Source organism: Nocardioides segetis, from assembly GCF_051390595.1.
Lineage (GTDB): Bacteria > Actinomycetota > Actinomycetes > Propionibacteriales > Nocardioidaceae > Nocardioides.
The window spans coordinates 1-22368 of the sequence record NZ_JBNINR010000004.1 but is presented as its reverse complement, the minus strand read 5'-3'; the positions used below and the strand labels follow the sequence as shown (position 1 = coordinate 22368).

24 protein-coding genes and 1 tRNA gene are annotated in these 22368 nt (G+C 71.3%); 24 read left to right on the top strand and 1 reads right to left on the bottom strand.

Annotated features, from left to right (window positions below; genetic code table 11):
• Window positions 1–108: 108 nt before the first annotated feature.
• From ACPZVR_RS08545 to ACPZVR_RS08515, 7 genes are read left to right on the top strand one after another with little or no spacing between them, the layout of a single operon-like run.
• Entirely contained in the window at window positions 109–582 is a 474-nt protein-coding gene (locus tag ACPZVR_RS08545) for a DUF3830 family protein (protein ID WP_436699154.1), read from the top strand.
• A 4-nt stretch (window positions 583–586) separates the two neighbouring features.
• Window positions 587–1378, top strand: coding sequence for an IclR family transcriptional regulator (locus tag ACPZVR_RS08540; protein WP_436699153.1), 792 nt, complete (start codon window positions 587–589; stop codon window positions 1376–1378).
• Window positions 1375–2259 carry an ABC transporter substrate-binding protein gene (locus ACPZVR_RS08535; protein WP_436699152.1) on the top strand — a complete coding sequence of 295 codons (885 nt, stop codon included), beginning with the start codon at window positions 1375–1377 and terminating at the stop codon, window positions 2257–2259. The genes ACPZVR_RS08540 and ACPZVR_RS08535 overlap by 4 nt, the downstream gene beginning before the upstream one ends.
• A 1-nt stretch (window position 2260) precedes the next feature.
• Window positions 2261–3277, top strand: coding sequence for an amino acid ABC transporter permease (locus ACPZVR_RS08530; protein WP_436699151.1), 1017 nt, complete (start codon window positions 2261–2263; stop codon window positions 3275–3277).
• A complete protein-coding gene (locus tag ACPZVR_RS08525) occupies window positions 3274–4053 on the top strand; it encodes an amino acid ABC transporter ATP-binding protein (protein ID WP_436699150.1) in 780 nt (259 codons plus the stop codon). Before ACPZVR_RS08530 ends, ACPZVR_RS08525 begins: the two co-directional genes overlap by 4 nt.
• 45 nt (window positions 4054–4098) lie before the next feature.
• Window positions 4099–5253 (top strand): trans-sulfuration enzyme family protein, encoded by a 1155-nt coding sequence (locus ACPZVR_RS08520; RefSeq protein ID WP_436699149.1) that lies wholly within the window; start codon window positions 4099–4101, stop codon window positions 5251–5253.
• Between the two features lie 4 nt (window positions 5254–5257).
• Complete coding sequence (locus ACPZVR_RS08515) at window positions 5258–7582, top strand: thiamine pyrophosphate-binding protein (RefSeq protein WP_436699148.1); 2325 nt, start codon at window positions 5258–5260, stop codon at window positions 7580–7582.
• A 21-nt stretch (window positions 7583–7603) separates the two neighbouring features.
• On the opposite strand, the gene glgX is transcribed toward ACPZVR_RS08515, so the two are convergent.
• Entirely contained in the window at window positions 7604–9727 is a 2124-nt protein-coding gene (gene glgX, locus ACPZVR_RS08510) for a glycogen debranching protein GlgX (protein WP_436699147.1), read from the bottom strand.
• Window positions 9728–9971: 244 nt separating this feature from the next.
• Here glgX and ACPZVR_RS08505 point away from each other — a divergent pair, with 244 nt between their 5' ends.
• The 17 genes from ACPZVR_RS08505 to ACPZVR_RS08425 all read left to right on the top strand — a co-directional run bounded on the left by ACPZVR_RS08505 (window position 9972) and on the right by ACPZVR_RS08425 (window position 22175).
• Complete coding sequence (locus ACPZVR_RS08505) at window positions 9972–10757, top strand: enoyl-CoA hydratase/isomerase family protein (RefSeq protein WP_436699146.1); 786 nt, start codon at window positions 9972–9974, stop codon at window positions 10755–10757.
• A 6-nt stretch (window positions 10758–10763) separates the two neighbouring features.
• Window positions 10764–11147, top strand: coding sequence for a hypothetical protein (locus ACPZVR_RS08500; RefSeq protein ID WP_436699145.1), 384 nt, complete (start codon window positions 10764–10766; stop codon window positions 11145–11147).
• Between the two features lie 165 nt (window positions 11148–11312).
• On the top strand, window positions 11313–12113 hold the full coding sequence (locus ACPZVR_RS08495) for an electron transfer flavoprotein subunit beta/FixA family protein (protein WP_436699144.1): 801 nt from the start codon (window positions 11313–11315) through the stop codon (window positions 12111–12113).
• Between the two features lie 24 nt (window positions 12114–12137).
• Window positions 12138–13100, top strand: a complete 963-nt coding sequence (locus tag ACPZVR_RS08490) for an electron transfer flavoprotein subunit alpha/FixB family protein (protein WP_436699143.1) — start codon at window positions 12138–12140, stop codon at window positions 13098–13100.
• A 258-nt stretch (window positions 13101–13358) separates the two neighbouring features.
• Window positions 13359–14603: a phospholipase D-like domain-containing protein gene (locus tag ACPZVR_RS08485; protein WP_436699142.1), complete on the top strand. Its 1245-nt coding sequence runs from the start codon at window positions 13359–13361 to the stop codon at window positions 14601–14603.
• A gap of 26 nt (window positions 14604–14629) precedes the next feature.
• Window positions 14630–15880, top strand: a complete 1251-nt coding sequence (locus ACPZVR_RS08480) for a glutamate-5-semialdehyde dehydrogenase (protein WP_436699141.1) — start codon at window positions 14630–14632, stop codon at window positions 15878–15880.
• 74 nt (window positions 15881–15954) lie between these two features.
• Window positions 15955–16602 carry a CDP-alcohol phosphatidyltransferase family protein gene (locus ACPZVR_RS08475; protein ID WP_436699140.1) on the top strand — a complete coding sequence of 216 codons (648 nt, stop codon included), beginning with the start codon at window positions 15955–15957 and terminating at the stop codon, window positions 16600–16602.
• Window positions 16599–17060, top strand: a complete 462-nt coding sequence (locus ACPZVR_RS08470; RefSeq protein ID WP_436699139.1) for a hypothetical protein — start codon at window positions 16599–16601, stop codon at window positions 17058–17060. The genes ACPZVR_RS08475 and ACPZVR_RS08470 overlap by 4 nt, the downstream gene beginning before the upstream one ends.
• A 41-nt stretch (window positions 17061–17101) precedes the next feature.
• Window positions 17102–17266: a hypothetical protein gene (locus tag ACPZVR_RS08465; protein WP_282404075.1), complete on the top strand. Its 165-nt coding sequence runs from the start codon at window positions 17102–17104 to the stop codon at window positions 17264–17266.
• A 61-nt stretch (window positions 17267–17327) separates the two neighbouring features.
• Entirely contained in the window at window positions 17328–17906 is a 579-nt protein-coding gene (nadD, locus tag ACPZVR_RS08460) for a nicotinate-nucleotide adenylyltransferase (RefSeq protein ID WP_436699138.1), read from the top strand.
• A gap of 10 nt (window positions 17907–17916) precedes the next feature.
• Window positions 17917–18309, top strand: a complete 393-nt coding sequence (gene rsfS / locus ACPZVR_RS08455; protein ID WP_436699137.1) for a ribosome silencing factor — start codon at window positions 17917–17919, stop codon at window positions 18307–18309.
• Between the two features lie 8 nt (window positions 18310–18317).
• Window positions 18318–18917, top strand: coding sequence for a histidine phosphatase family protein (locus ACPZVR_RS08450; RefSeq protein ID WP_436699136.1), 600 nt, complete (start codon window positions 18318–18320; stop codon window positions 18915–18917).
• A gap of 82 nt (window positions 18918–18999) precedes the next feature.
• Window positions 19000–19072, top strand: a tRNA-Ala gene (locus ACPZVR_RS08445).
• Between the two features lie 187 nt (window positions 19073–19259).
• The gene (locus ACPZVR_RS08440) at window positions 19260–20414 is read left to right on the top strand and encodes a tyrosine-type recombinase/integrase (protein ID WP_436699135.1); all 1155 of its coding nucleotides are present in this window, start codon (window positions 19260–19262) and stop codon (window positions 20412–20414) included.
• Complete coding sequence (locus ACPZVR_RS08435; protein ID WP_436699134.1) at window positions 20366–20890, top strand: helix-turn-helix transcriptional regulator; 525 nt, start codon at window positions 20366–20368, stop codon at window positions 20888–20890. Before ACPZVR_RS08440 ends, ACPZVR_RS08435 begins: the two co-directional genes overlap by 49 nt.
• Window positions 20887–21534: a nucleotidyl transferase AbiEii/AbiGii toxin family protein gene (locus tag ACPZVR_RS08430; RefSeq protein ID WP_436699133.1), complete on the top strand. Its 648-nt coding sequence runs from the start codon at window positions 20887–20889 to the stop codon at window positions 21532–21534. The genes ACPZVR_RS08435 and ACPZVR_RS08430 overlap by 4 nt, the downstream gene beginning before the upstream one ends.
• Before the next feature lie 437 nt (window positions 21535–21971).
• Complete coding sequence (locus ACPZVR_RS08425) at window positions 21972–22175, top strand: hypothetical protein (RefSeq protein WP_436699132.1); 204 nt, start codon at window positions 21972–21974, stop codon at window positions 22173–22175.
• Window positions 22176–22368 lie beyond the last annotated feature (193 nt).

The following is a 22368-nucleotide window of genomic DNA, read 5'->3' as shown; positions in this document are numbered from 1 at the left end:
CGACTTGTCCCCAGGGACTTCCGCTGGGCGCGGCTGAGGTCTATGGTCCAGATCACATCGTGCGCTTATCGCACAGGTGTTTCGCACAGTGAAACGAGGACCAGATTCATGACGCTGATCGACATCGAGTTCACGGGCCAGGGCAAGACCTTCCAGGCTGCGCTGCTCGAGGAGTCCGCACCGAAGACGTGCTCGGCGATGCGGACGATGCTGGGGGAGACCGTCACCGGCGCGAGCTACCACTCGATCTACTCCGGCCAGGAGTTCTACGTGTACTGCCCGCCGGTCGACATCCCGCTGGAGAACCACGTGGTGTGGCCCAAGCGCGGCCAGATCGTCTACTACTACTTCCCCGAGAACCTGTACGCCGGGATGCACGTCCACCAGGACCGGATCCAGGGCGACGGGGCGGAGATCGCGCTCTGGTACGGCCACGGCGACCTGCGCATCGTCACCGAGACCGGCATCCGCGGGAACCTCTTCGCCGAGGTGCTCCCCGAGCAGCTCGACGACTTCTACGCGGCCGGCGACCACATCCTGGCCCACGGTCGCGAGGACATCGTGATCCGGATGGCGGGTTGACCCGATGCCGCGCTACGAGGTGGAGGGCGTCCAGAAGGCGATCTCGCTGCTGCGCGCTCTCGCCCGGGCCGACCGGCCGATGGGCGCCTCCGATCTCGGCCGCGAGCTGGGGCTCGGGCGCTCGACGGTCTTCCGGCTCCTCTACACCCTCCAGCTCGACGGCATGGTCCGCCAGGACGAGGAGACCAAGAAGTACCGACTCGGCCCCGACCTCGCCGCCCTCGGCCGGGCGGCCAGCGAGGACTTCGACCTGCGCCGCGAGGCGCGACCGGCGATGGAGAAGCTCGCCGCCGCGGTCAACCTGCCCGTCTTCCTCAACGTCCCCGGAGCGGCCGACGTCATCTGCCTCGAGCACGTGGCGAGCCTCAACGTCGTCGAGCTCTACGGCCGGGCCGGCTCGACGCTGCCCTACCACGCCTGCCCGTCGGGCTACGTGCTGCTGGCCTTCGGCCCGGACGAGCGCCTCGAGCAGGTGCTCGCGGGACCGCTGACCCGTCACGCGTCGGCCACCCCGGACGCCGACCGGCTGCGCACCCTCGTCGACGAGGTACGCCGCACGGGCGTCGCCTACGGACGGGACGACCTCGACGAGGGTGTCTCCTCGCTGGCCGTCCCGCTCTTCGACAGTCACGGCCATCCGCTGGCCTCGCTCGGCCTCGCCGGCTTCTCGGTCGCCTTCGACGACCGGCTCGACGAGCTCACCGACCACCTGCGGGCCGCCGCGGCCCAGATCTCGGAGCATCCCCACCCAGCAGTTGGACAAGGTCAACCGACACCACCTGGAGATCCCCAATGAACCGAAGCCGCACCCGTCTCCCCGCCGTCCTCGCCGTCGCGTCACTCCTCGCCCTCGCGACCGCCTGCGGGTCCTCCGAGGCCGAGCAGGACGAACCCGATCAGTCCGCGGTGGTCGCCGCGCTGCGCGACAAGCTGCCGGACGCGGTGCAGAAGTCGAACAGGCTCAAGGTGGCCACCTCGATCTATCCGCCGGTCGACTTCTACGAGAAGGACGGCAAGACGCTCACCGGATTCGACCACGACCTGATGGAGGAGGTCGCGAAGCGGCTCGGCGTCACGATCGACTGGAACGTGATCGACTTCGCCGCCATCATCCCCGGCATCCAGTCCAAGCAGTACGACTTCGCCACCGACCTCAACGACACCGCCGAGCGCGAGGAGATGGTCGACTTCGTCACCCAGTTCCGCGACGGCACCTCGATCCTGGTGGAGAAGGGCAACCCTGAGGGGCTCAGCGACCTCGACAGCCTGTGCGGGAAGACGGTCGCGGTCACCAAGGGCAGCACCCAGATCGCCCTGGTGAAGACACAGAACGCCAGCTGCGCGGAGCCGATCGAGATGCTCCAGCTGCCCGACGACCCCGACGCCATGCTCGCGATGCGCAACGGCCGTGCCGACGCCTACCTCGTCAACACGCTGGCCGGCTCCTACGCCGTGAACTCGGCGGGACAGGACGGCTTCGAGATCCTCGAGGGGGTCTACGACGAGGTCTTCGCCGGCCTGGCCTTCCCGAAGTCGTCGACCGAGCTGCGCGACGCGATCCAGGCCGCCCTCCAGTCGCTCATCGACGACGGCACCTACGCCGAGGTGATGGGCGAGTACGGCCTGGAGAACAACGTGATCGACAAGAGCGTGGTCAATGCCGTCGGCAGCCAGTGACATGACCACGCCGACAGGGGCCCCGGGTACGCCGGGCGGCCGGTCCCGACGCGCCGGCGGTGCGTCCGCCCCCGGCGTGGCCGGCGTGACCGGCGTGGCCGGCGGCCCGGGCGGAGGAGCCGGCGACGGCGAGGCGATCCGTGCCGTCCCGGTGCGTCACCCCGGCCGGATGGTGGCCGGCACCGTCCTGGTGCTGCTGCTGGTCTGGCTGGCGGTGACGGTCGCGGGCAACGAGGAGTTCGACTTCGCGGTCATCCCCGACTACCTCTTCGACCCGGTGATCCTGGACGGGGTTCGGCTGACCCTGGTGCTCACGGTCGTGTCGATGGCCCTGGGCCTCGTGATCGGCGTCATCGCGGCGATCGGCCGGCTGTCGGACAACCCGGTGCTGCGCTGGACCGCCGGCGGGTACATCTGGCTCTTCCGGGGCACCCCGGTCCTGGTCCAGCTGGTGTTCTGGTTCAACATCGGCATCGTCTTCCCGACCCTGGGCGTCACGATCCCGTTCACCGACATCAGCCTGTTCTCGGTCGAGTCGAACACCGTGGTCACCCCGCTCAACGCCGCGATCCTCGGGTTGGCGCTGAACTCGGGTGCCTATATCGCCGAGATCGTGCGTGCCGGCATCACCTCGGTCGGTCGCGGCCAGGTCGAGGCCGCATCGGCGCTCGGGCTGGAGCCGCGCCGGACCATGCGCCGCATCGTGCTCCCGCAGGCGATCCCCGTCGCCGTGCCGCCGCTGGGCAACGAGTTCGTGAGCATGCTCAAGTACTCCGCCCTCGCCAGCGTCATCGCGGTGCAGGAGCTCCTCGGCTCGGTCGAGACGATCTACTCCGTCAACCTGCGCACGCTCGAGCTGCTCGTCGTGGCGAGCATCTGGTACCTCGCGCTGACGACGCTGTTCTCGTTCCTGCAGTCACTGCTGGAGCGGCGTCTCGGCCGCGGCCGCAGCGGCATCGCCACCGTGCGCGCCCGGCGCGGCCGCGTGCCACGACGTCTCCGGAGGGCGGTGGCATGAGCATCCCGTCCGTCACCGTGCCGGCCGTCTCGGCGCGCGCGATCCGCAAGAGCTACGGCAGCAACGAGGTGCTGCGCGGGATCGACCTCGAGGTCGCGCCCGGCCAGGTGCAGGTCATCGTCGGCCCGTCGGGCAGCGGCAAGTCGACCTTCCTGCGCTGCATCAACCATCTGGAGCGCATCGACAGCGGGCGCCTGTACGTCGACGGCGATCTCGTCGGCTACCGCGAGCACCGCGGCCGGCTGCACGAGCTGCGACCGCGCGAGGTCGCCCGTCAGCGTGCCCGCACCGGCATGGTGTTCCAGCACTTCAACCTGTTCGCGCACATGACCGTCACCCAGAACATCATCGAGGCGCCCCGTCATCTGCGCGGGCTGACGAAGCGCGACGCCGTCGATCTCGCCCACGGGCTGCTGGAGCAGGTCGGTCTCGGCGACAAGGCGGAGGCCTACCCGGCCGAGCTGTCCGGCGGGCAGCAGCAGCGGGTCGCCATCGCCCGCGCCCTGGCCATGGAGCCGCGGCTGATGCTCTTCGACGAGCCCACCAGCGCGCTCGACCCCGAGCTCGTCGGCGACGTCCTCGAGGTCATGCGCGGCCTCGCCGAGGGCGGCATGACGATGGTCGTGGTCACCCACGAGATGGGGTTCGCCCGCGATGTCGGCGACGCGCTCGTCGTGATGGCCGACGGCCAGGTCATCGAGCAGGGCCCGCCGCGCGACGTACTGGCGCACCCGGCCACCGAGCGCGCCGCCAAGTTCCTCGCCCGGGTCCACTGACCCGGCGCCTCCGCACCCCCGACACAGCTAGGAAGTAGTCCGTCCATGACCACCGCATCCCTCGGCCCGAACACGCTCTCCATCCACGCCGGCGAGACGACCGATCCCACCACCCACGCCCTGAACACCCCGATCTACCAGACCGCGACCTTCGCCTTCGACAGCGCCGTCGAGAAGGAGGACGCGGTCGACCGGGCTCTGGAGTGGGAGCCGGGCGTCTTCTTCTACAGCCGCACGGGCAACCCCACGACCTACGCGCTGGAGCAGAAGCTCGCCGCGCTGGAGGGTGCCGAGGACGCCGCGGTCGGTGCCTCCGGCATGGCCGCCTGCGCGACGGCGCTGCTCTCGGTGCTCGAGACCGGCGACCACTGCATCGCCTCGGCCGACCTGTTCGTCATCACCCGGGTGCTGCTCGACGACGTGCTGAGCGCGCGCGGCATCGAGGTCACCCATGTCGACGTCACCGACCTCGCAGCCGTCGCGGCCGCCGTGCGCCCGAACACGAAGGCGGTGTTCGCCGAGTCGCTGTCGAACCCGCACATGGACGTCGCCGACCTGCCGGCCCTGGCGGCGCTCTCGCGGGAGCACGGCCTGACGCTCGTCGTCGACAACACCTTCCTCTCGCCGCGGCTGCTGCGTCCGCTCGAGCACGGCGCCGACCTCGTCGTGCACTCGGCCACGAAGTGGCTGGGCGGGCACGGCGACGCCGTCGCGGGCGTGGTCGCCGGTCGCAAGGAGCTCGTCGACAAGGTCCGGTTCCACCTCGACGCGCTCGGCGCGGCCGTCAGCCCCTTCAACTCGTGGCTGATCCTGCGCGGGATGCGGACCCTCGGCCTGCGGATGAACGCGAGCAGCGCGAACGCCCTGGCGGTGGCGCAGTTCCTGCAGGCCCGGCCCGAGGTCGCGATGGTCAGCTATCCGGGTCTGCCCTCGCATCCGCACCACGAGCTGGCCCGCAAGCTCCTGCCCGACGGGTACGGCGGCATGATGGCGATCCGGCTGCACGGTGACGCCGACACGATGGGCCGGTTCGCCGCGGCGCTCGAGCTCTCCGCGATCGCCGTGAGCCTCGGCGACGTGCACACGCTGGTCTATCCGATGCCGAAGCGGGACAACCTGATCCGCCTGTCCATCGGGTGCGAGGACACGGCCGACCTGATCGCCGACTACGCCCAGGCCCTGACCCGGAGCGCCGGGTGAGCCGATGACGACCGCACCGTTCGCCGACCGCGCCGCCGCGGACGCCGACGACCTCGCCACCCTGCGGGAGGTCGCCCGTCGGGTCCTGTGGCTCTCCACGGCGATGGTCGACACGGCCAACCACGACCGGCCGGATCCCTCCGGCCTCAAGGTCGGCGGCCACCAGGCGTCGTCCGCCTCGATGGTCGACATCATGGTCGCGCTGTGGTTCCACGAGCTGACCGCACTCGACCGGGTCTCGGTCAAGCCGCACGCCTCGCCGGTGCTGCACGCGATCAACTACCTCCTGGGGCACCTGGACCCGTCGTACCTCACCCGCCTGCGGGCGAAGGGCGGCCTGCAGAGCTACCCGAGCCGGCTCAAGGACCCCGACCCCGTGGACTTCTCCACCGGCTCCGTCGGGATCGGGGCGACCGCGCCGCTGTGGGCGGCCCTCGCGCACCGCTACCTGCGCTCGCGCTCGGCCGCGACGCCGCCCGCCGAACGCTTCATCAGCCTGCTCGGCGACGCCGAGCTCGACGAGGGGGCGGTGTGGGAGGCGATCGCCGACCCGGCCGTGGGTCACCTCGGCGAGGTGCTCTGGGTGGTCGACCTCAACCGACAGTCCCTGGACCGCGTGGTGCCGGACATCCAGGCCGAGCGGCTGCGGGGCATGTTCGCCGCCGCCGGCTGGCAGACCATGACCCTGAAGTGGGGACGGCGGATCTCGGCGTTGTTCGAGCGTCCCGGCGGCGGCGACCTGCGCGCCCGGCTCGAGGCGATGCCCAACGAGGAGTACCAGCGGCTGCTCCGGGTCCCCGCCACGGAGCTGGGGGAGCGGATCGCCGGCACGGACGCCTCGCCCGCGCTGCGCGCGCTCGTCGCTGCCCTGGGCCCCGACGAGCTCGCCGCCGCCGTGCGCGACCTCGGCGGTCACGACCTCGGACTGCTCCTCGACGCCTTCGCCCAGGTCGACGCCGCGCGGCCCACCGTGGTCTTCGCCTACACGATCAAGGGGCGCGGCCTGCCGACCGAGGGCCATCCGGCCAACCACTCCGCCCTGCTGAACCCGGAGCAGATGCGCGCCCTCGCGGCCTCGTGCGGGGTCGCGGTCGACGACCGATGGGCGGCGCTGCCCCCGGACTCGGCCGCGGGGCGGCTCGCCGAGGCGCGAGGGAGGGCGCTGCGTCGTACCCCGGTCGAGGTCGCGGAGCCACCTGCCGTGCCCGCCGAGCTGGGCCGCCCGTTCCGCAAGCCCATCTCGACCCAGGCCGCGCTCGGCCGGATCCTCGCCGACCTCAGCCGGGACGCGCCGGAGACGGCCGAGCGGGTCGTGACGTGCAGCCCCGACGTCGCGTCCTCGACGAACCTCGGCGGCTGGATCAACAAGCGCGGGGTCTGGGCGGCGCACGAGCGCCAGGACTGGTTCTCCGACGACCCGGAGCGCCTGCTTCGCTGGGCGGAGGCGGACACCGGCCAGCACATCGAGCTGGGCATCGCGGAGGTCAACCTGGTCTGCCTCGCGGCCGAGCTGGGCACGACCTGGAGCCGGTGGGGACGGCCGCTGATCCCGATCGCCACCCTCTACGACCCGTTCGTCGCGCGGGCGCTGGAGCCGTGGTCCTACGGCATCTACGCCGGCGGACAGTCGATCCTGGTCGGTACGCCGTCCGGCGTCACGCTCGCGCCCGAGGGTGGTGCCCACCAGTCGATCACCACCCCGTCGATCGGCCTCGAGCAGCCGGGCTGTGTGGCGTGGGAGCCGGCCTTCCCCCAGGACCTCGAGTGGTGCCTGCTCCACGCGATGGGCCAGGTCGGACGCCCCGGCGGGACGTCGTCGTACTTCCGGCTGTCGACGCGACCGCTCGATCCCGAGCTCGCCGCGCTGCCCGAGGAGCCGGCGCTGCTGGCCCGACGCCGCCGCCAGGCGCTCGCGGGCGGCTACCGGATCGGTCCCACGCACACGGACGGCGACGAGGTCACCCTGGTCGGCGTCGGCGCGATCATGCCGGAGGTGATCGAGGCCGCCCGGACGCTGGAGCGTCTCGGCCGGCGGGTGGGCGTGATCTGCCTGACCAGCCCCGACCTGGTGTTCCGCGCCCTCCTCGACGGGGCGGACCACGGCATCCTCGCCGAGCTGCTGCCGGCGGGCCGCCCGGCACCGCTGGTCACCGTGCTGGACGGACACCCGCACACGCTCGCCTTCCTCGCGGGCGTCCGCGGCGACCGGACCCGCAACCTCGGGGTGCGCGAGTTCGGGCAGTCGTCGGCGCTCGCCGAGGCCCAGGCTCTGCACGGCATCGACACGCCCGCCATCGTCGACGCCGCGCTGACGCTCCTCGCCCGGTGAGGACTCGGCCCGGATCCGTGCTCAGTCCCCGCCGGGGCGCGCGACGTCGAGCTCCTGCATGACGACCACGCTGCGGCCGCCGATGGTCACCCGCGCCCCGACGGCCACCTCGGTGCCGTCGGGCAGGCCGGGGTCGGTCGAGAGGACGACCGCGCCCGTGTGCACCCAGTCGTTCTCCGGCAGGTGGACCTCGACGTCCTCGGCGCCGGCGTGGAACCAGATCAGGAACGAGGTGTCGATCTGCTGCTCGCCGCGGGGCCCGGGCTCGCGCAGCGGCTTGCCCGAGACGAACATCCCGATCGTCCGCAGCCCGGCGTCATGCCAGTCCTCGTCGGTCATCTCGCGCCCCGACGGATGCAGCCAGGCGAGGTCCTTGGGGCCGCCGACGATGGCGGGGCGGCCCTCGAACCAGTGTCGCTGCCGCAGGGCGTGGTGCTCGCGCCGCAGGCGCAGCGCGGCCCGGGTCACGGCGTAGACGTCGAGCCACGCGCCGGGCTCGCCGTCGGCGCGCCAGTCGACCCAGGAGATCTCGTTGTCCTGGCAGTAGGCGTTGTTGTTGCCCCGCTGGGTGCGCCCCCGCTCGTCGCCGGCCGTGAGCATCGGCACGCCGTTGGACAGGCACAGTGTGGCCATCAGGTTCGCGGCCTGCCGCCGTCGCAGCGCCACGATGTCGGGGTCGTCGGTCTCTCCCTCGACGCCGTGGTTCCAGGACCGGTTGTCGTCGGTCCCGTCCCGGTTGTCCTCGCCGTTGGCCTCGTTGTGCTTGTGGTCGTAGGACACCAGGTCGCGCACGGTGAACCCGTCGTGGGCGGTGACGAAGTTGACCGAGTTGTACGCCGAGCGGCCGTCGTCGGCGTACAGGTCCGAGGAGCCGGCGAGCCGGGTGGCGACGGCGTGCAGCCCGTCGGAGCGCCCCCGCCAGAAGTCGCGGATCGTGTCGCGGTACTGGTCGTTCCACTCCACCCACGGCGGCGGCATCCCGCCCACGAGGTAGCCGTCCATCGACACGTCCCACGGCTCCGCGATCAGCTTCACGTGGCGCAGCACGGGGTCCTGGCCGATCGCGATGAGGAGCTTGCACGCCATGTCGACGCGGATGCCGTCGGCGCCGGCGGTCCGGGTCAGCGCGGACATCAGGTCGAACCGGAACCCGTCGACGTGCATCTCGGTGACCCAGTAGCGCAGCGAGTCGAGGATCAGCCGCAGCGCGAGCGGATCCTCGGCGTTGACCGTGTTGCCGCAGCCGGTGACGTCCCAGTAGGTGTCGTCGTACCCGTCGGGGGAGGGCACCCGGCGGTAGAAGCCGCGGTCGTCCAGCCCGCGGAAGGAGTACGTCGGTCCCTCCGGGCCGGCCTCGGCGGTGTGGTTGTAGACCACGTCGAGGATGACCTCGATCCCGGCGGCGTGCAGGGACCGCACCATCTCCTTGAACTCCGTGACCTGACCGCCCCGGTCGCCGGAGGAGGAGTACGCCGCGTCGGGGGCGAAGTAGCTGATCGGGTTGTAGCCCCAGTAGTTCACCGTCCCGCGCTCCAGCAGCGCGGGCTCGGAGAAGAACTGCTGGACCGGCAGCAGCTCGACGGCGGTGACCCCGAGGTCCTGGAGGTACTCCGTCACGACCGGGTGCCCGAGCCCGGCGTACGTCCCGCGGAGGTCCTCGGGGATCCGGTCGTGCAGCCGGGTGAACCCCTTGACGTGCAGCTCGTAGATCACGGTGTCGCGCCACCGCCGCCGCATCGGGGCGTCGTCGTGCCAGTCGAAGGACGGGTCGACGACGACGCTCTGGGCCGCGCCCATCCCACCGGCCACGGCGCGACCGTACGGGTCGAGCAGCAGCGTGTCCGGGTCGAAGCGCAGCCCCTCGTCGGGCTCCCACGGTCCCTCGACCCGGAAGCCGTAGCGGGTGCCGGGGGAGACGTCGGGCACCGCGCCGTGCCAGATGCCGAGCGACTGCTCGGTGAGGGGGAGGCGACGCTCGCCGTCACCCGGCTCGTCGTCGAGGAGGCACAGCCACACGCCGGTGGCGGCCGGCGCGTGGACCGCGAAGTTCGTCGACTCCGGCGACCAGGTCGCCCCGAGGGGCCAGTTGCGTCCCGGCCACACGGGGGCCTGCTCTCCGAGGGTGCGCCAGAGACCGGGAGTCACCCGGCCCATTGTGCCCAAGCCGGTCGACAGACACCCGCGCGCACCCGCGACACAGGTCGCGAGACGGGTCGCGACGCGGCCGTGACGCGCCCCGGACGGGGCCCCGGACAGGCCCCGGACACGCCCCCGACACGCGCACGGCGCGCTCACGTGGCGGGTTCAGGTGACCGCGCGGTCCGGACGCGGCAGAATGCGGGACGGGGCCCAGGGGCACCGGGCCGGATCCGATGACGAGAGGGAGCAGATGACTGCGGAGTTCGTACGCCTGGAGGTCGCCGACGGGGTCGGGACGATCCGGCTCGATCGGGCCAAGGCGATGAACGCGATCAGCATCCAGGTCCAAGACGAGCTCACGCTCGCCGCGGCCGAGGCCACCGACCGCAGCGACGTGCGCGCCGTCGTCGTATGGGGCGGCGAGAAGGTCTTCGCCGCCGGCAACGACGTCAAGGAGATGGCCGACATGTCCTACACGGACATGGTCGACCGCGTGGAGAAGCTGCAGCACGCCGTCAACGCGATCGCGCGGATCCCGAAGCCGGTCGTCGCCGCCGTCAACGGCTACGCCCTCGGCGGGGGCTGTGAGCTCGCGCTGGCCGCCGACGTGCGCTTCGCCGCCGACAACGCGGTGCTCGGCCAGCCCGAGGTCCTGCTCGGCATCATCCCGGGCGCCGGCGGCACCCAGCGGCTGCCGCGCCTGGTCGGTCCCAGCAGGGCCAAGGACCTCCTCTACACCGGTCGTTTCGTGAAGGCCGAGGAGGCGCTCGCGATCGGGTTGGTGGACCGTGTGGTCCCCGCCGCGGAGGTGTACGCCGAGGCGGTGGCCTGGGCGTCGAGGTTCGCCACCGCGGCGCCGTACGCGCTGCGTGCGATCAAGGAGTCGGTCGACCGCGGGCTGGAGGCGGACCTGGAGACCGGACTGCAGATCGAGCGGCACAGCTTCGCCGCGATCTTCGCGACCGAGGACAGCCGGACCGGCATGCGGTCGTTCATCGAGAACGGGCCGGGCAAGGCCACCTTCGAAGGGCGGTGAGCGGCGGTGAGCTCCAGCGACGACAGGTCCACGGCGGCTGAGGAGGCCGCCGACCGGCCGCCGACGGCGCGGCCGAGCCGGTCGCTGACCGTGGCGCGGGTGCGCGACAACGTCGCCCGGATCGTGTGGCTGGTGTGCATGGCGCTGGCGCTGGTCCTGGCCGTCGCGGCGTTCACCTATGCGCTCGAGGCCAACCAGGACAACGACCTGGTCAAGCTGGTCCGGGACCTGGCCGACGTCTTCGACCTGGGCTTCTTCGACCTCGACAACCCCGTCAAGGCGTTCGAGGGCAAGAACGCCGTGGTCAAGACCGCCCTGTTCAACTACGGCCTCGCGTCCGTGGTCTACCTGGTGGTCGGTCGGGTGCTCGAGCGGATCGTGCGCCCCTGACGAGGTGTCGATGCCGTGATCGACGCCACGTGGACGAGGTACCCGTCCCTGGTGACCGGACGGTAGCCTGCGAGACGCTGTCCTCTACGGACCTCAGGTTGTTCCCTGCCCGGCCAACGCGGTAGGGCTCACGTTGCACAGGAAGGGGCCGGTCCGGCCACAACCATGACTCTCTCCAACATTGTCGTCCTTGTGAAGTACGTCCCCGACGCGACGGGCGACCGGAAGTTCGAGGCGGACAACACCGTCGACCGCGTCGGTGTCGACGGTCTCCTGTCCGAGCTCGACGAGTACGCCGTCGAGCAGGCTCTCCAGATCAAGGAGAAGCGTGCCGACGAGGAGATCACGGTCACCGCGCTGACCGTGGGCCCGGCGGAGGCCGAGGCCGCCGTGCGCAAGGCGCTGCAGATGGGTGCCGACAAGGCCGTCCACGTGCAGGACGACGCGATCGCCGGCTCCGACGCCGTCGCCACGTCGCTGGTCCTCGCCAAGGCGATCGAGAAGATCGGCGTCCCCGAGCTCATCGTCGGCGGCCTCGCGTCGACCGACGGCGGCATGAGCGTCGTCCCGGCGATGCTCGCCGAGCGTCTCGGCCTGCCGCAGGTCACGCTGGCGGCGGTCGTGGAGACCCAGGGCGACCAGGTCCGGATCAAGCGCGACGGCGACACCGCGACCGAGGTCATCGGCGGCACCCTGCCGCTCGTGCTGTCGGTCACCGACCAGTCCGGTGAGGCCCGCTACCCGTCGTTCAAGGGCATCATGGCCGCGAAGAAGAAGCCGCTCGAGGCGCTGAGCCTCGCCGACATCGGCGTGGACGCCGCCGAGGTCGGCCTGGACGCGGCCTGGACCAAGGTCGAGGCGACCGCGGCCCGCCCGCCGCGCACCGCCGGCGAGATCGTCAAGGACGAGGACGGCTCGGGCGCCACCGCGCTGGTCGAGTTCCTCGCCTCGAAGAAGTTCATCTGAGAAGCCAGAAGGGATCGAATAGTCATGTCTGAAGTTCTCGTTCTGGTCGACCACGTCGACGGCGCGGTCCGCAAGCCCACCTACGAGCTGCTCGCGATCGCGAAGCGCATCGGCTCTCCCTCGGCGGTCTTCATCGGCGGTGCCGACAAGGCCGCTGCCGCCGCGGAGGCCGTGAAGGGCTACGGCGCCGACAAGGTGTACGTCGTCGACGACGCCGAGATCAAGGGCTACCTCGTGGCCCCCAAGGCCGAGGTGCTGCAGCAGGTCGCCGAGAAGGTGTCGCCCGCCGCGATCCTGATCCCGGCCTCCGCCGAGGGCAAGGAGATCGCGGGTCGCCTCGCGATCAAGCTCTCCTCCGGTCTGATCACCGACGCCGTCGACGTCCAGGTCGACGGTGGCGAGATCGTCACCACGCAGTCGGTCTTCGCCGGCAACTTCACCGTCGACGCCAAGGTCGTCAAGGGCACGCCGATCATCGCGGTCAAGCCCAACGCCGCCGCGCCCGAGCAGGGTGACGGCGCCGGTGCTGTCGAGCAGTTCGCCGCGACGATCTCCGACGCCGCCAAGACCGCCCAGATCGTCGCCGCGCAGCCGCGCCAGGCGACCGGTCGCCCCGAGCTCACCGAGGCCGCCATCGTGGTCTCCGGCGGCCGTGGCACCGGCGGCGACTTCACCGCGGTCGAGAGCCTCGCCGACGCCCTCGGTGCCGCCGTCGGCGCCTCGCGCGCCGCCGTCGACTCCGGCTGGAAGCCGCATACCTTCCAGGTCGGGCAGACCGGCAAGGTCGTCTCGCCGCAGCTCTACGTCGCCAACGGCATCTCCGGCGCCATCCAGCACCGGGCCGGCATGCAGACGTCGAAGACCATCGTGGCGGTCAACAAGGACGAGGAGGCGCCGATCTTCGAGCTCGTCGACTTCGGCGTCGTGGGCGACCTCCACACCGTCCTCCCGGCCGTGACGGCGGAGATCGAGAAGCGCAAGGGCTGAGTTGTTGGGGCCGAGCGTGTCGCTGACACGCTCGTGACTGACAGCGGCTCCGCGGGACGTCGTACTTCGGTACGGCGTCCCGCGGCCGTTTTTCCGGCGGGTGGCGGGCCACCTGTAACTACCTGTCCGTGTCACTGCCGCACCCGTCTACCGGTGGGGGAGTGACACGAACAGATAGTTACAGGTGCCGCGGTTGGCCCGATCAGGCGGCGTGGACCCCCAGTCACAAACTAAACGCAGTGACTTAGTATCCTTTGCATGAAGATGCTCGCCGCCCTCGCGGCACTCGCCAGCCTCGTGCTCGTCCCGGTGCCGAGCGCGGGGGCGGACGACCCCTGGCTGCCCACCGCCGGGCCGGTCTTCAACAACCCGATGGGCGGGGTCAAGGCGCGCACCACGGTGATCCGGCAGGTCCACGCCGCCATCCGGCACACCCCGCCGGGCGCGACGATCCGGATCGCGACCTACAACATCGACCGGCGCGACACCGCCCGGCTGCTGCTCCGGGCGCACCGGCGCGGGGTGAACGTGCAGATCGTCGTCAACGACAACATCGTCGGCAGGGTGATCCGCGATCTCCGGTCGCGCCTGGGGCACGACCGCAGGGCGGGCAGCTTCCTCCACATCTGCACGGCGTCGTGCCGCAGCGGGTCGCCCGCGGGCAACCTGCACCTCAAGGTCTACTCGTTCAGCCGGACGGGCGCCGCTCCATCGGTGCTGATCAGCAGCTCCAGCAACCTCGGCTACGGCGCCGCGGCGGGCCAGTGGAACGACGCCTTCACCGTGGTCGGCGACGACGCGCTCTTCGACGCCTGGACGACGGTCTTCCAGCAGCTCGTGCGCGACAGGGTGGCGAACCCGCGACATCTGGAGTACCGCGGCGAGGTGGTCGGCGTCGACTTCCAGCGCCTGCGCGGTGCCGAGCGCCGCCGGGTCCTCCTGCGGGGGAAGGGCACCGGCGACCCCCAGCTGAAGCGGCTGCGCCGGGTCGGCTGCGCGACGGCCGGCGGCTTCGGCGACGGCCAGGGGCACACGGTGGTGCGGGTCAACATGTACGCCTGGTACGCCGGACGCGGCGAGGCCCTGGCCCGAGAGCTCGCCTCGATGCGGGCCGAGGGCTGCGACATCGCCGTGGTCGGCTCGGTCGTCAGCGGCTCGGTCGTCCGGATCCTGCAGCGCGCCGGGATCCCGGTCCGGATCGCCGACTGGGACTGGGGCGAGAAGCTGTCCACCGCCGGCGACGACATCGTGTTCGGCTCCCGCTGCTACTCCCACCTCAAGTACGTCACGGTCGACGGCACCTTCCGGGGCGCCGCGGGCCGCGTGGTCTGGACCGGCTCCGAGAACTGGTCCCCGCCGGGGCGCAGCAGCGACGAGGTCACCTTCGAGATCCGGGACCCGGCCGTCGTGGCGGCGTACGACGCGCAGTGGCAGCGGATGTACGGCAGCGACCGGATCACCCACGCGCCCGGTGTCCGGCCCCGGAGCCGCCCCTGCGCCTGACGCCCGGCCTCCCTATCCTTGATGTCATGACTGCCGAGGTCGAGGTCCGCGAGGTCGCCCAGCGCGCCCGGGTCGCCAGCCGCGCGCTGGCCCTGGCCACCCGTGCTCGGAAGGACGCCACCCTGCACGCCATGGCCGACGCCCTGCTCGCGCGCGCCGACGAGATCCTCGCCGGCAACGCCGAGGACGTCGCCCGCGCCGAGGCCGACGGGACGCCGCCCAACATCATCGACCGGCTCCGGCTGACGACCGAGCGGCTTGCGGGCATGGCCCAGGGCCTGCGCGACGTCGCCGGACTCGCCGACCCGGTCGGCGAGGTGGTGCGGGGCAGCGTGCTGGCCAACGGCCTCGAGCTGCGCCAGGTGCGGGTCCCGTTCGGCGTCGTCGGGATGATCTACGAGGCCCGCCCCAACGTGACCGCCGACGCCGCCGGCATCTGCCTGAAGTCCGGCAACGCGGTCCTGCTCCGCGGCAGCTCCTCGGCCCGCTCCAGCAACGCCGCCATCGTCGCGGTGCTGCGCGACGCCGTCACCGCGTCCGGCCTGGAGGCCGACGTCGTCCAGCTCGTGCCCGGCGACACCCACGACAGCGTCAAGGCGCTGATGCGCGCCCGCGGCCAGGTCGACGTGCTCATCCCGCGCGGGGGAGCGGGACTGATCCAGTCCGTCGTCAACGAGTCCACGGTCCCGGTGATCGAGACCGGTGTCGGCAACTGCCATGTCTACGTCGACCGCGCGGCCGACCTCGACAAGGCGCTCGCGATCGTGCTCAACGCCAAGACCCACCGCAGCAGCGTCTGCAACGCCGCCGAGTCGCTCCTCGTGCACGCCGACGTCGCCGAGGCCTTCCTGCCCCGGGTGGTCGCCGCGCTGCAGGACGCCGGCGTCACCATCCACGGCGACCCTGCCTTCGGCGCCCACGACGGCGTCGTCGCGGCCACCGACGAGGACTGGGCGCAGGAGTACCTCTCGCTCGACATCGCCGCCCGCGTCGTACCCGACCTCGACACGGCGCTGGAGCACATCCGCACCTGGTCGAGCGGCCACTCCGACGCCATCGTCACCGAGGACCAGGCCGCGTCGCGCCGGTTCGTCGCCGAGGTCGACTCGGCGGCGGTCCTCGTCAACGCCTCGACCCGGTTCACCGACGGCGGCGAGTTCGGCTTCGGCGCCGAGATCGGCATCAGCACCCAGAAGCTCCACGCCCGTGGCCCGATGGGCCTGCCGGAGATGACGTCCACCAAGTACGTCGTCGTCGGCGACGGCCACGTCCGCTAGCGGCGTCGCACCCGTTCCTCCCCGTTCACCTCCCGATACCCGGATCCGCGAGGGTCCCGCGATAGGTTGCGCCCATGGCAGGCTCACCGGATCGGATCTATGCGGATCCGTCCGACGAACGGCTCTTCACCGGAGCCACGATCATCACCTTCGTCCGCACCGTCATCACGATCGCGATCGCGGTGTGGGCGGCGTACGACGCGAGCCTGACCTGGATCGTGATCGGCCTGGTCACCTACTGGGTGGGCGACAGCATCGACGGCGAGTGGGCCCGGTGGCGCGACTGCGAGACCCGGATCGGCGCGGTCGTCGACATGATGTGCGACCGGCTCAGCTGCGGGGCGCTCTACGTCGGGCTGATCTGGCTGCAGCCGGGCGGCTGGATCAGCGAGGAGCCGATGACCTGGATCGGGATCCCCATCGCGATCTACCTCTTCGAGTTCATGGTCATCGACATGTACCTCTCGCTCGCCTTCCTCGCCTGGCCGATCCGCAGCCCCAACTACTTCCACGTGATCGACCGGCGGATCTACCTGTGGAACTGGTCGCGCATCGGGAAGGCCGCCAATTCGGGCGCGTTCGCCGTGATCCTGCTCGTCAGCGGCTGGGTCTGGCTCGGCACGGTCATCGCCGTCGGCCTGCTGGTCCTCAAGTGCGTCTCGCTGCGCTGGCTGCTCCAGCTCGGGATGCCCGTTCCGGCGCGTGAGGTCCCGTCGGCATGATCCTGTGGCTGACGACGTTCGCCTTCAGCATCGCGTCCGCCCTGCTTCCCTTCCTGCCCATCGAGGTCTACATCCTCGGAGCTGGTGCCGCCGAGGGCGGTACCGCGGCCGCGATCTCGCTCGGGATCGCCGCCGGCGCCGGTGCCACCGTCGGCAAGGTGATCGTCTACGAGGCCGCCCGGCGCGGTTCGGAGTCGAAGTGGGCCCAGAAGAAGCTCTCCGGGCCCAAGATCAGGGCCAGCTACGACAAGTGGATGGGCCGCATGCAGGGCCGTCCCTGGTACGCCGCGGCCATCATGTTCCTCGCCGCCTCCGTCGGCATCCCCCCGCTGCTGGCCATGGCGGCCATCGGCGGCATCCTCAAGATGCCGATGTGGGCGTTCGTGCCCACCGTGTTCGTGGGTCGCACGATCCGGTTCACCCTGCTCTTCCTGGGCGTCGACTTCGCGATCCACTAGGGAGTGCGCGGGCGCCGCTCGGGGTTGGATACGATGCCGCCATGCTCAGCCAGATCAGCCAGCCCGCCCTCGCCCTCGTCCGCGCCGCGGAGGAGAGCGAGTCGGCCGCCGTGAACCCGTGGCTCGTCGGTGGCGCGGTGCTGGCCTTCCTCCTCCTGCTGCTGCTCGGCCTGGTGTGGTTCGGCGGCGGCCGCGAACACAGCTGAGCCCGGAGCAGACGGTCGTGGGCCGGTGACGGGCGCGCCACGCCGTACCCGGATCGGGGTGATGGGCGGCACGTTCGACCCTATCCACCACGGCCACCTCGTCGCGGCGTCGGAGGTCCAAGGCTGGTTCGACCTCGACGAGGTCGTCTTCGTGCCCACCGGCCAGCCCTGGCAGAAGGCGGACCGGCAGGTCTCGCCGGCCGAGCACCGCTACCTGATGACGGTCATCGCGACCGCCGCGAACCCCCGGTTCACCGTGAGCCGCGTCGACATCGACCGGGGCGGGCCGACGTACACCGGGGACACCCTGCGCGACCTGCGCGCCGAGCGCCCGGACGCCGACCTCTACTTCATCACCGGCGCCGACGCGCTCACCGACATCTTCAGCTGGCGCGACCCCGACGAGCTGTTCGAGCTCGCCCATTTCGTGGGCTGCACCCGGCCGGGCTCCGAGATGGACCCCGCGACGCTTGCGCGAATCCCGCATGACCGGGTGACCATGGTGGAGATCCCCGCGCTGGCGATCTCCTCCACCGACTGCCGCGAGCGGCAGCGGGCGGGGCAGCCCGTCTGGTACCTCGTGCCCGACGGCGTCGTCCAGTACATCACCAAGCACGGGCTCTACCCCGCCATCCACTGACCGGAGAACCATGACCGCCACCGACCACGCCGTCCGGCTCGTCCACGTCGCCGCCCTCGCCGCGGCGGAGAAGCTGGCGACCGACCAGCTGGCCTTCGACGTCAGCGAGCAGCTCGCCATCACCGACGCCTTCCTGCTCGCCTCGGGTGCCAACGACCGCCAGGTCCGCGCCATCGTCGAGGAGATCGAGGACAAGCTGCGCGAGCTCGACGCCAAGCCGATCCGCCGGGAGGGCCACCGCGACGGGCGCTGGGTGCTGCTCGACTACGGCGACGTCGTGATCCACGTCCAGCACACCGAGGAGCGCGAGTACTACGCCCTGGAGCGCCTGTGGCGCGACTGCCCGACCATCGACCTCCCCGACGCGGTCCGCGGGCCCGTCCCTCCGCCGGCCGGGGAGTGAGCGGGGGAGTGAGCCGCCGCATCGTCCTGCTCCGACACGGCCGGACCGCCTGGAACGCCGAGCGCCGCATCCAGGGCCAGCTCGACGTCGAGCTCGACGCCGTCGGCGTCGAGCAGGCGCAGGCCGTCGCGCCCCTCGTCGCCGCGCTCGACCCGGTCCTCGTGCGGTCCAGCGACCTCGCCCGCGCCCGGCTCACCGCCGAGACGGTGGCGAAGGAGGCCGGCCTCGAGCCGACGTACGACGAGCGGCTGCGCGAGTTCCGCCTCGGCGACTACCAGGGCCTCACCCACGCCGAGCTCGACGCCCGCGACCCCGCCGCGTTCGCCCGCTTCCAGCGCGGCGAGTGGGACGGCATCCCCGGCGCCGAGGCGCCGCGCGACGTGGCCGCCCGCTTCGCCGCCGCGATCGCCGACCTGGCCGCCGATCTCGCGCCCGGCGAGACCGGCGTCGCGGTCTCCCACGGCGCCGCCACCCGCTCCGGCCTGGTGGCCTTCCTGGGCTGGCCGGCCGAGCTCGCGCACGACCTGCGCGCCCTCGGCAACTGCGCCCGCGTGGTGCTCGAGCAGCGCTCGACCGGGACCTGGGCGATCGCCGCCTACAACCTGTGACCCACCCCGATTTCACCTCGACGGGGTCCGTTGGCTAGTATTCCGGACGTTGCTTCGGCCTCCGGGCGGAAGCGATGACCCCGGGGGTGTGGCGCAGCTGGTAGCGCACCTGCATGGCATGCAGGGGGTCAGGGGTTCGAGTCCCCTCACCTCCACCGGTAGAAGTCCGCAGGGCTGAGACAGGAAACTGTCTCTGACCTGCGGACTTTCTCGTTTTGACCAGTGCTGGAGCTCCGAGCCCTCACGAAGGGTTGAACCATCTTGAACAGGCTCCGGCACCACAAAAGGACGCGTTTCCGACCCGAGGTCCTCCACCGGCTGCGTCGTCGGTACGACCGCCGGATGAACGCACCTGATTCCGTCGTCCTTCCCGTACCTGGCCCGACCGCACCCACCCCGCTGGTGCTCGACCCGGTCGAGCTCGCCCGCGTTGCCGCGGCCCTCGAAGCCGACATCGCCCCCTCGACTCGGAAGATGTACCAGCTCACCTGGAACCAGTGGGTCCGCTGGTGCGCAGCCCGTGGGATCGTCGCTCAGCCCGCCGACCCCGACGCGATCGCCGTCTACGTCACCGAACGCGCCGCCGCCGGCATCGGCTACGGCAGCCTCGAGCTCGCCTGCTCCGCGATCGCCTATCACCACCGGAGCGCCGGACTGGCCAACCCGACGACCGACCCCACCCTGCGGCGCGTGCTGCGCGGACTGCGGCGCACCCTCGGATGCGCGCCACACCGCCGGGCACATCCCCTCACCACCGCCGAGATCCGCCGCATCGTCGCACGACTCGACGTCAGCGATCCGCTCGCTGCCCGCGACCGCGCCATCATCCTGCTCGGCTACGCATCCGCGTTGCGGCCCAGCGAACTCTCCGCACTGGACCTCGACGACATCACGCCAGCAGTCGGAGGTGTGCTGCTGCGCGTACGCCGCTCCAAGACCGACCAGGACGGCCACGGCGACATCGTCGGGGTCGCGCACGGCCACCACCCCGACACCGACCCCGTCGCGGCACTCGCGCACTGGACCCGTCTGCTTCGACGCGACCACGGATCCCGTCACGCCGCGGCAGCCGGCCCCGGGGCGGGGTTCGCCTTCCCGCAGATGACCAAGGTCGGGACGGTGCTCGACGGGCGACTCTCACCCACCGGCGTCAGCAAGGCGGTCCGACGTCGCGCCACCGACGCCGGCCTCGGTCACCTCCAGATCAGCGGCCATTCGCTCCGCGCCGGCCATGCCACGACGGCCGCCCGCAACGGCGCGAGCGTCGACCGGATCGCGTCCCAGACCCGGCACCGCCGCATCGCCACCCTGCTCGACCACTACATCCGCCCCGGCCCGCCCTGGAGACCAGCACCAGCCGCGACCTCGGACTCTGAGGACGCGAAGGCCCGGCCGCACCAGCGAACTGAACAACGGCATGAAGGTATTCGATCGGATACTATCGGGGCATGGCCGCGCACACCCTCTTCGAAACAGCCCGCCGGGCGGCGGGTCTGACGCAGGCTGCGCTCGCGGCCCGTTCCGGGACGTCTCGCCCGACGCTGTCGGCGTACGAGAACGGCCGGAAGTCACCCAGCCTCGACACTGCAGAGCGGATCCTCGCCGCGGCAGGGTTCGAGCTGGCCGCGGTACCGGCCGTTGAGTTCCGGGAGGTAGCGGGGGAGCGCGGCCGCCCCGTCTCGGTGCCCACCCGACTGCCGCGACTGCCGGTGGAGCAGGCGGTCGCGACGGTGGAACTCCCGCTGCATCTGAACTGGTCCGACCGAGGCCGGTGCTACGACCTACGCAAGCGCCGCCAGCGGGCTCGGGTCTACGAACTCGTCCTGCGTGAGGGAGGGCCGGCTGATGTGCTTGCCTACGTCGACGGGGTCTTGCTGGTCGACCTGTGGGACGAGCTCGTGCTACCTGCAACGGTCCGGCAGGCGTGGGAGTCTGTCGTGACCGGCCAGGGCGTTGAGCAGGTGGCCTCGTGACCGGAGCCGAGCACCTGACGACTCTCCATGTTGAGGTCGCCGCGACCTTCTTCGCGCTCGAGGAGGCGGAGGGCTACCTCGTCGCCGGCGGCGCTGCGCTGGTTGCGTCCGATCTGGTCGCGCGACCTACCGACGACATCGACCTCTTCGCCTCGGCACCGATCACCTCGGTCACCCCGGCCCGGGACGCGCTCGTCGAGGCGTTGCGCGGCCGAGGATACGACGTCGCCGTCCTCCAGACCGGGACCACGTTCTGCCGGATGGTTGTCACCGGCAGAGCGGCGGAGCTCTTGGTGGATCTGGCGATCGACTCTCCGCCGGTCGCGGCTCCGACGATGACGGTCCTCGGGCCCACCCTGGCACCGCTCGAGCTCGCGGGCCGCAAGGTGCTCGCGCTGTTCGGCAGGGCCGAGGCCCGTGACTTCGCGGACGTGTACCTGCTCGCGCAACGCTTCGGGAAAGCCGCGCTCCTGGAGGAGGCGGCCTTTATCGACGCAGGTTTCGACACCGCCGTGCTCGCGCAGATGATGCGCACCATCAGCCGTTTCGACGACGACGAGATCCCACTCGCCGCCGGCGACGTGACCGCCGCAGGCGGGTACTTCCGGGGCTGGGCGCACGACCTCGGCGAGACCCCCACATGATGGTGAACGCGGACCCATCTGCAGGACCGCATATCGGCTGCCTCAAGGCGGCGGAACGACCCAACGTTCTGATTGCTGGGATGACGCGATGCCCGCGTGCCTGCCTCAGTGCGCCGGGGTGTCCCCCCCGGCGGGATTGCGGGACTTTGCGGACCTCTGCGTCAGCTCGCAAAAATCCCAGCACTTCCGACCCAGGTCGTCGAGGGGCCGCGTAGCCGGCACCACCGGCGGATGACCCCTCCGGATTCCCTGACCCTGCGCGCGCCCAGCTCGCTCGTGCTTGACCCCGTCGAGCTCGCCCGCGTCGCGGCGGCCCTGGAGGCCGACATCGGGCCGTCCTCCCGGAAGATCTACCGGATCACGTGGCCGCCAGTGGACCCGCTGGTGCGACACCCGCGGCATCCAGGTCCTGCCCACCGACCCCGGATGCTCTCGCTGTGTACCTCACCGAACGTGCCGCCGCCGCCATCTGCTACGGCGCCCTCGAAGTGGCCTGCTCGGCGATCGCCTACGAACACCGCAGCGCCGGACTGGCCAACCCCAGCGCCGACCCGGTCACTGCCCTGGTGCAGTGGACCGGCCTGCGGTCCCGCAGCTTGGGCCGCCACGATCACCAACCTGAGAGCCGTGGGTTCGTCTGAAAGCAGATGACCTCGGCGGCACCGTGCTCGACCGACAAAACTGTCCTCGACTGGCGTCAGCAAGGTCCTCCAACGCCGGGCCGTCCACGCCGGACTCGGCCACCTGCAGATCACCGGGACAGAGCCCCGCGGGGTGGTGGGCTTTGAGGTGATCCTCGGTGCCCTACTCGCCGCTCTCGATGGCGGCGTGATC

Bases quoted from the DNA above. Each gene is read 5' to 3' on its own strand.
- ACPZVR_RS08435 (WP_436699134.1), top strand. From the start codon at position 20,366: ATGGCCGCGCACACCCTCTTCGAAACAGCCCGCCGGGCGGCGGGTCTG.
- ACPZVR_RS08525 (WP_436699150.1), top strand. From the start codon at position 3,274: ATGAGCATCCCGTCCGTCACCGTGCCGGCCGTCTCGGCGCGCGCGATC.
- rsfS (WP_436699137.1), top strand. From the start codon at position 17,917: ATGACCGCCACCGACCACGCCGTCCGGCTCGTCCACGTCGCCGCCCTC.
- ACPZVR_RS08495 (WP_436699144.1), top strand. From the start codon at position 11,313: ATGACTCTCTCCAACATTGTCGTCCTTGTGAAGTACGTCCCCGACGCG.
- ACPZVR_RS08540 (WP_436699153.1), top strand. From the start codon at position 587: ATGCCGCGCTACGAGGTGGAGGGCGTCCAGAAGGCGATCTCGCTGCTG.
- ACPZVR_RS08440 (WP_436699135.1), top strand. From the start codon at position 19,260: ATGAACGCACCTGATTCCGTCGTCCTTCCCGTACCTGGCCCGACCGCA.
- ACPZVR_RS08545 (WP_436699154.1), top strand. From the start codon at position 109: ATGACGCTGATCGACATCGAGTTCACGGGCCAGGGCAAGACCTTCCAG.
- ACPZVR_RS08475 (WP_436699140.1), top strand. From the start codon at position 15,955: ATGGCAGGCTCACCGGATCGGATCTATGCGGATCCGTCCGACGAACGG.
- ACPZVR_RS08515 (WP_436699148.1), top strand. From the start codon at position 5,258: ATGACGACCGCACCGTTCGCCGACCGCGCCGCCGCGGACGCCGACGAC.
- ACPZVR_RS08535 (WP_436699152.1), top strand. From the start codon at position 1,375: ATGAACCGAAGCCGCACCCGTCTCCCCGCCGTCCTCGCCGTCGCGTCA.
- ACPZVR_RS08480 (WP_436699141.1), top strand. From the start codon at position 14,630: ATGACTGCCGAGGTCGAGGTCCGCGAGGTCGCCCAGCGCGCCCGGGTC.
- ACPZVR_RS08505 (WP_436699146.1), top strand. From the start codon at position 9,972: ATGACTGCGGAGTTCGTACGCCTGGAGGTCGCCGACGGGGTCGGGACG.
- ACPZVR_RS08485 (WP_436699142.1), top strand. From the start codon at position 13,359: ATGAAGATGCTCGCCGCCCTCGCGGCACTCGCCAGCCTCGTGCTCGTC.
- ACPZVR_RS08530 (WP_436699151.1), top strand. From the start codon at position 2,261: ATGACCACGCCGACAGGGGCCCCGGGTACGCCGGGCGGCCGGTCCCGA.
- nadD (WP_436699138.1), top strand. From the start codon at position 17,328: ATGGGCGGCACGTTCGACCCTATCCACCACGGCCACCTCGTCGCGGCG.
- ACPZVR_RS08490 (WP_436699143.1), top strand. From the start codon at position 12,138: ATGTCTGAAGTTCTCGTTCTGGTCGACCACGTCGACGGCGCGGTCCGC.
- ACPZVR_RS08465 (WP_282404075.1), top strand. From the start codon at position 17,102: ATGCTCAGCCAGATCAGCCAGCCCGCCCTCGCCCTCGTCCGCGCCGCG.
- ACPZVR_RS08470 (WP_436699139.1), top strand. From the start codon at position 16,599: ATGATCCTGTGGCTGACGACGTTCGCCTTCAGCATCGCGTCCGCCCTG.
- ACPZVR_RS08520 (WP_436699149.1), top strand. From the start codon at position 4,099: ATGACCACCGCATCCCTCGGCCCGAACACGCTCTCCATCCACGCCGGC.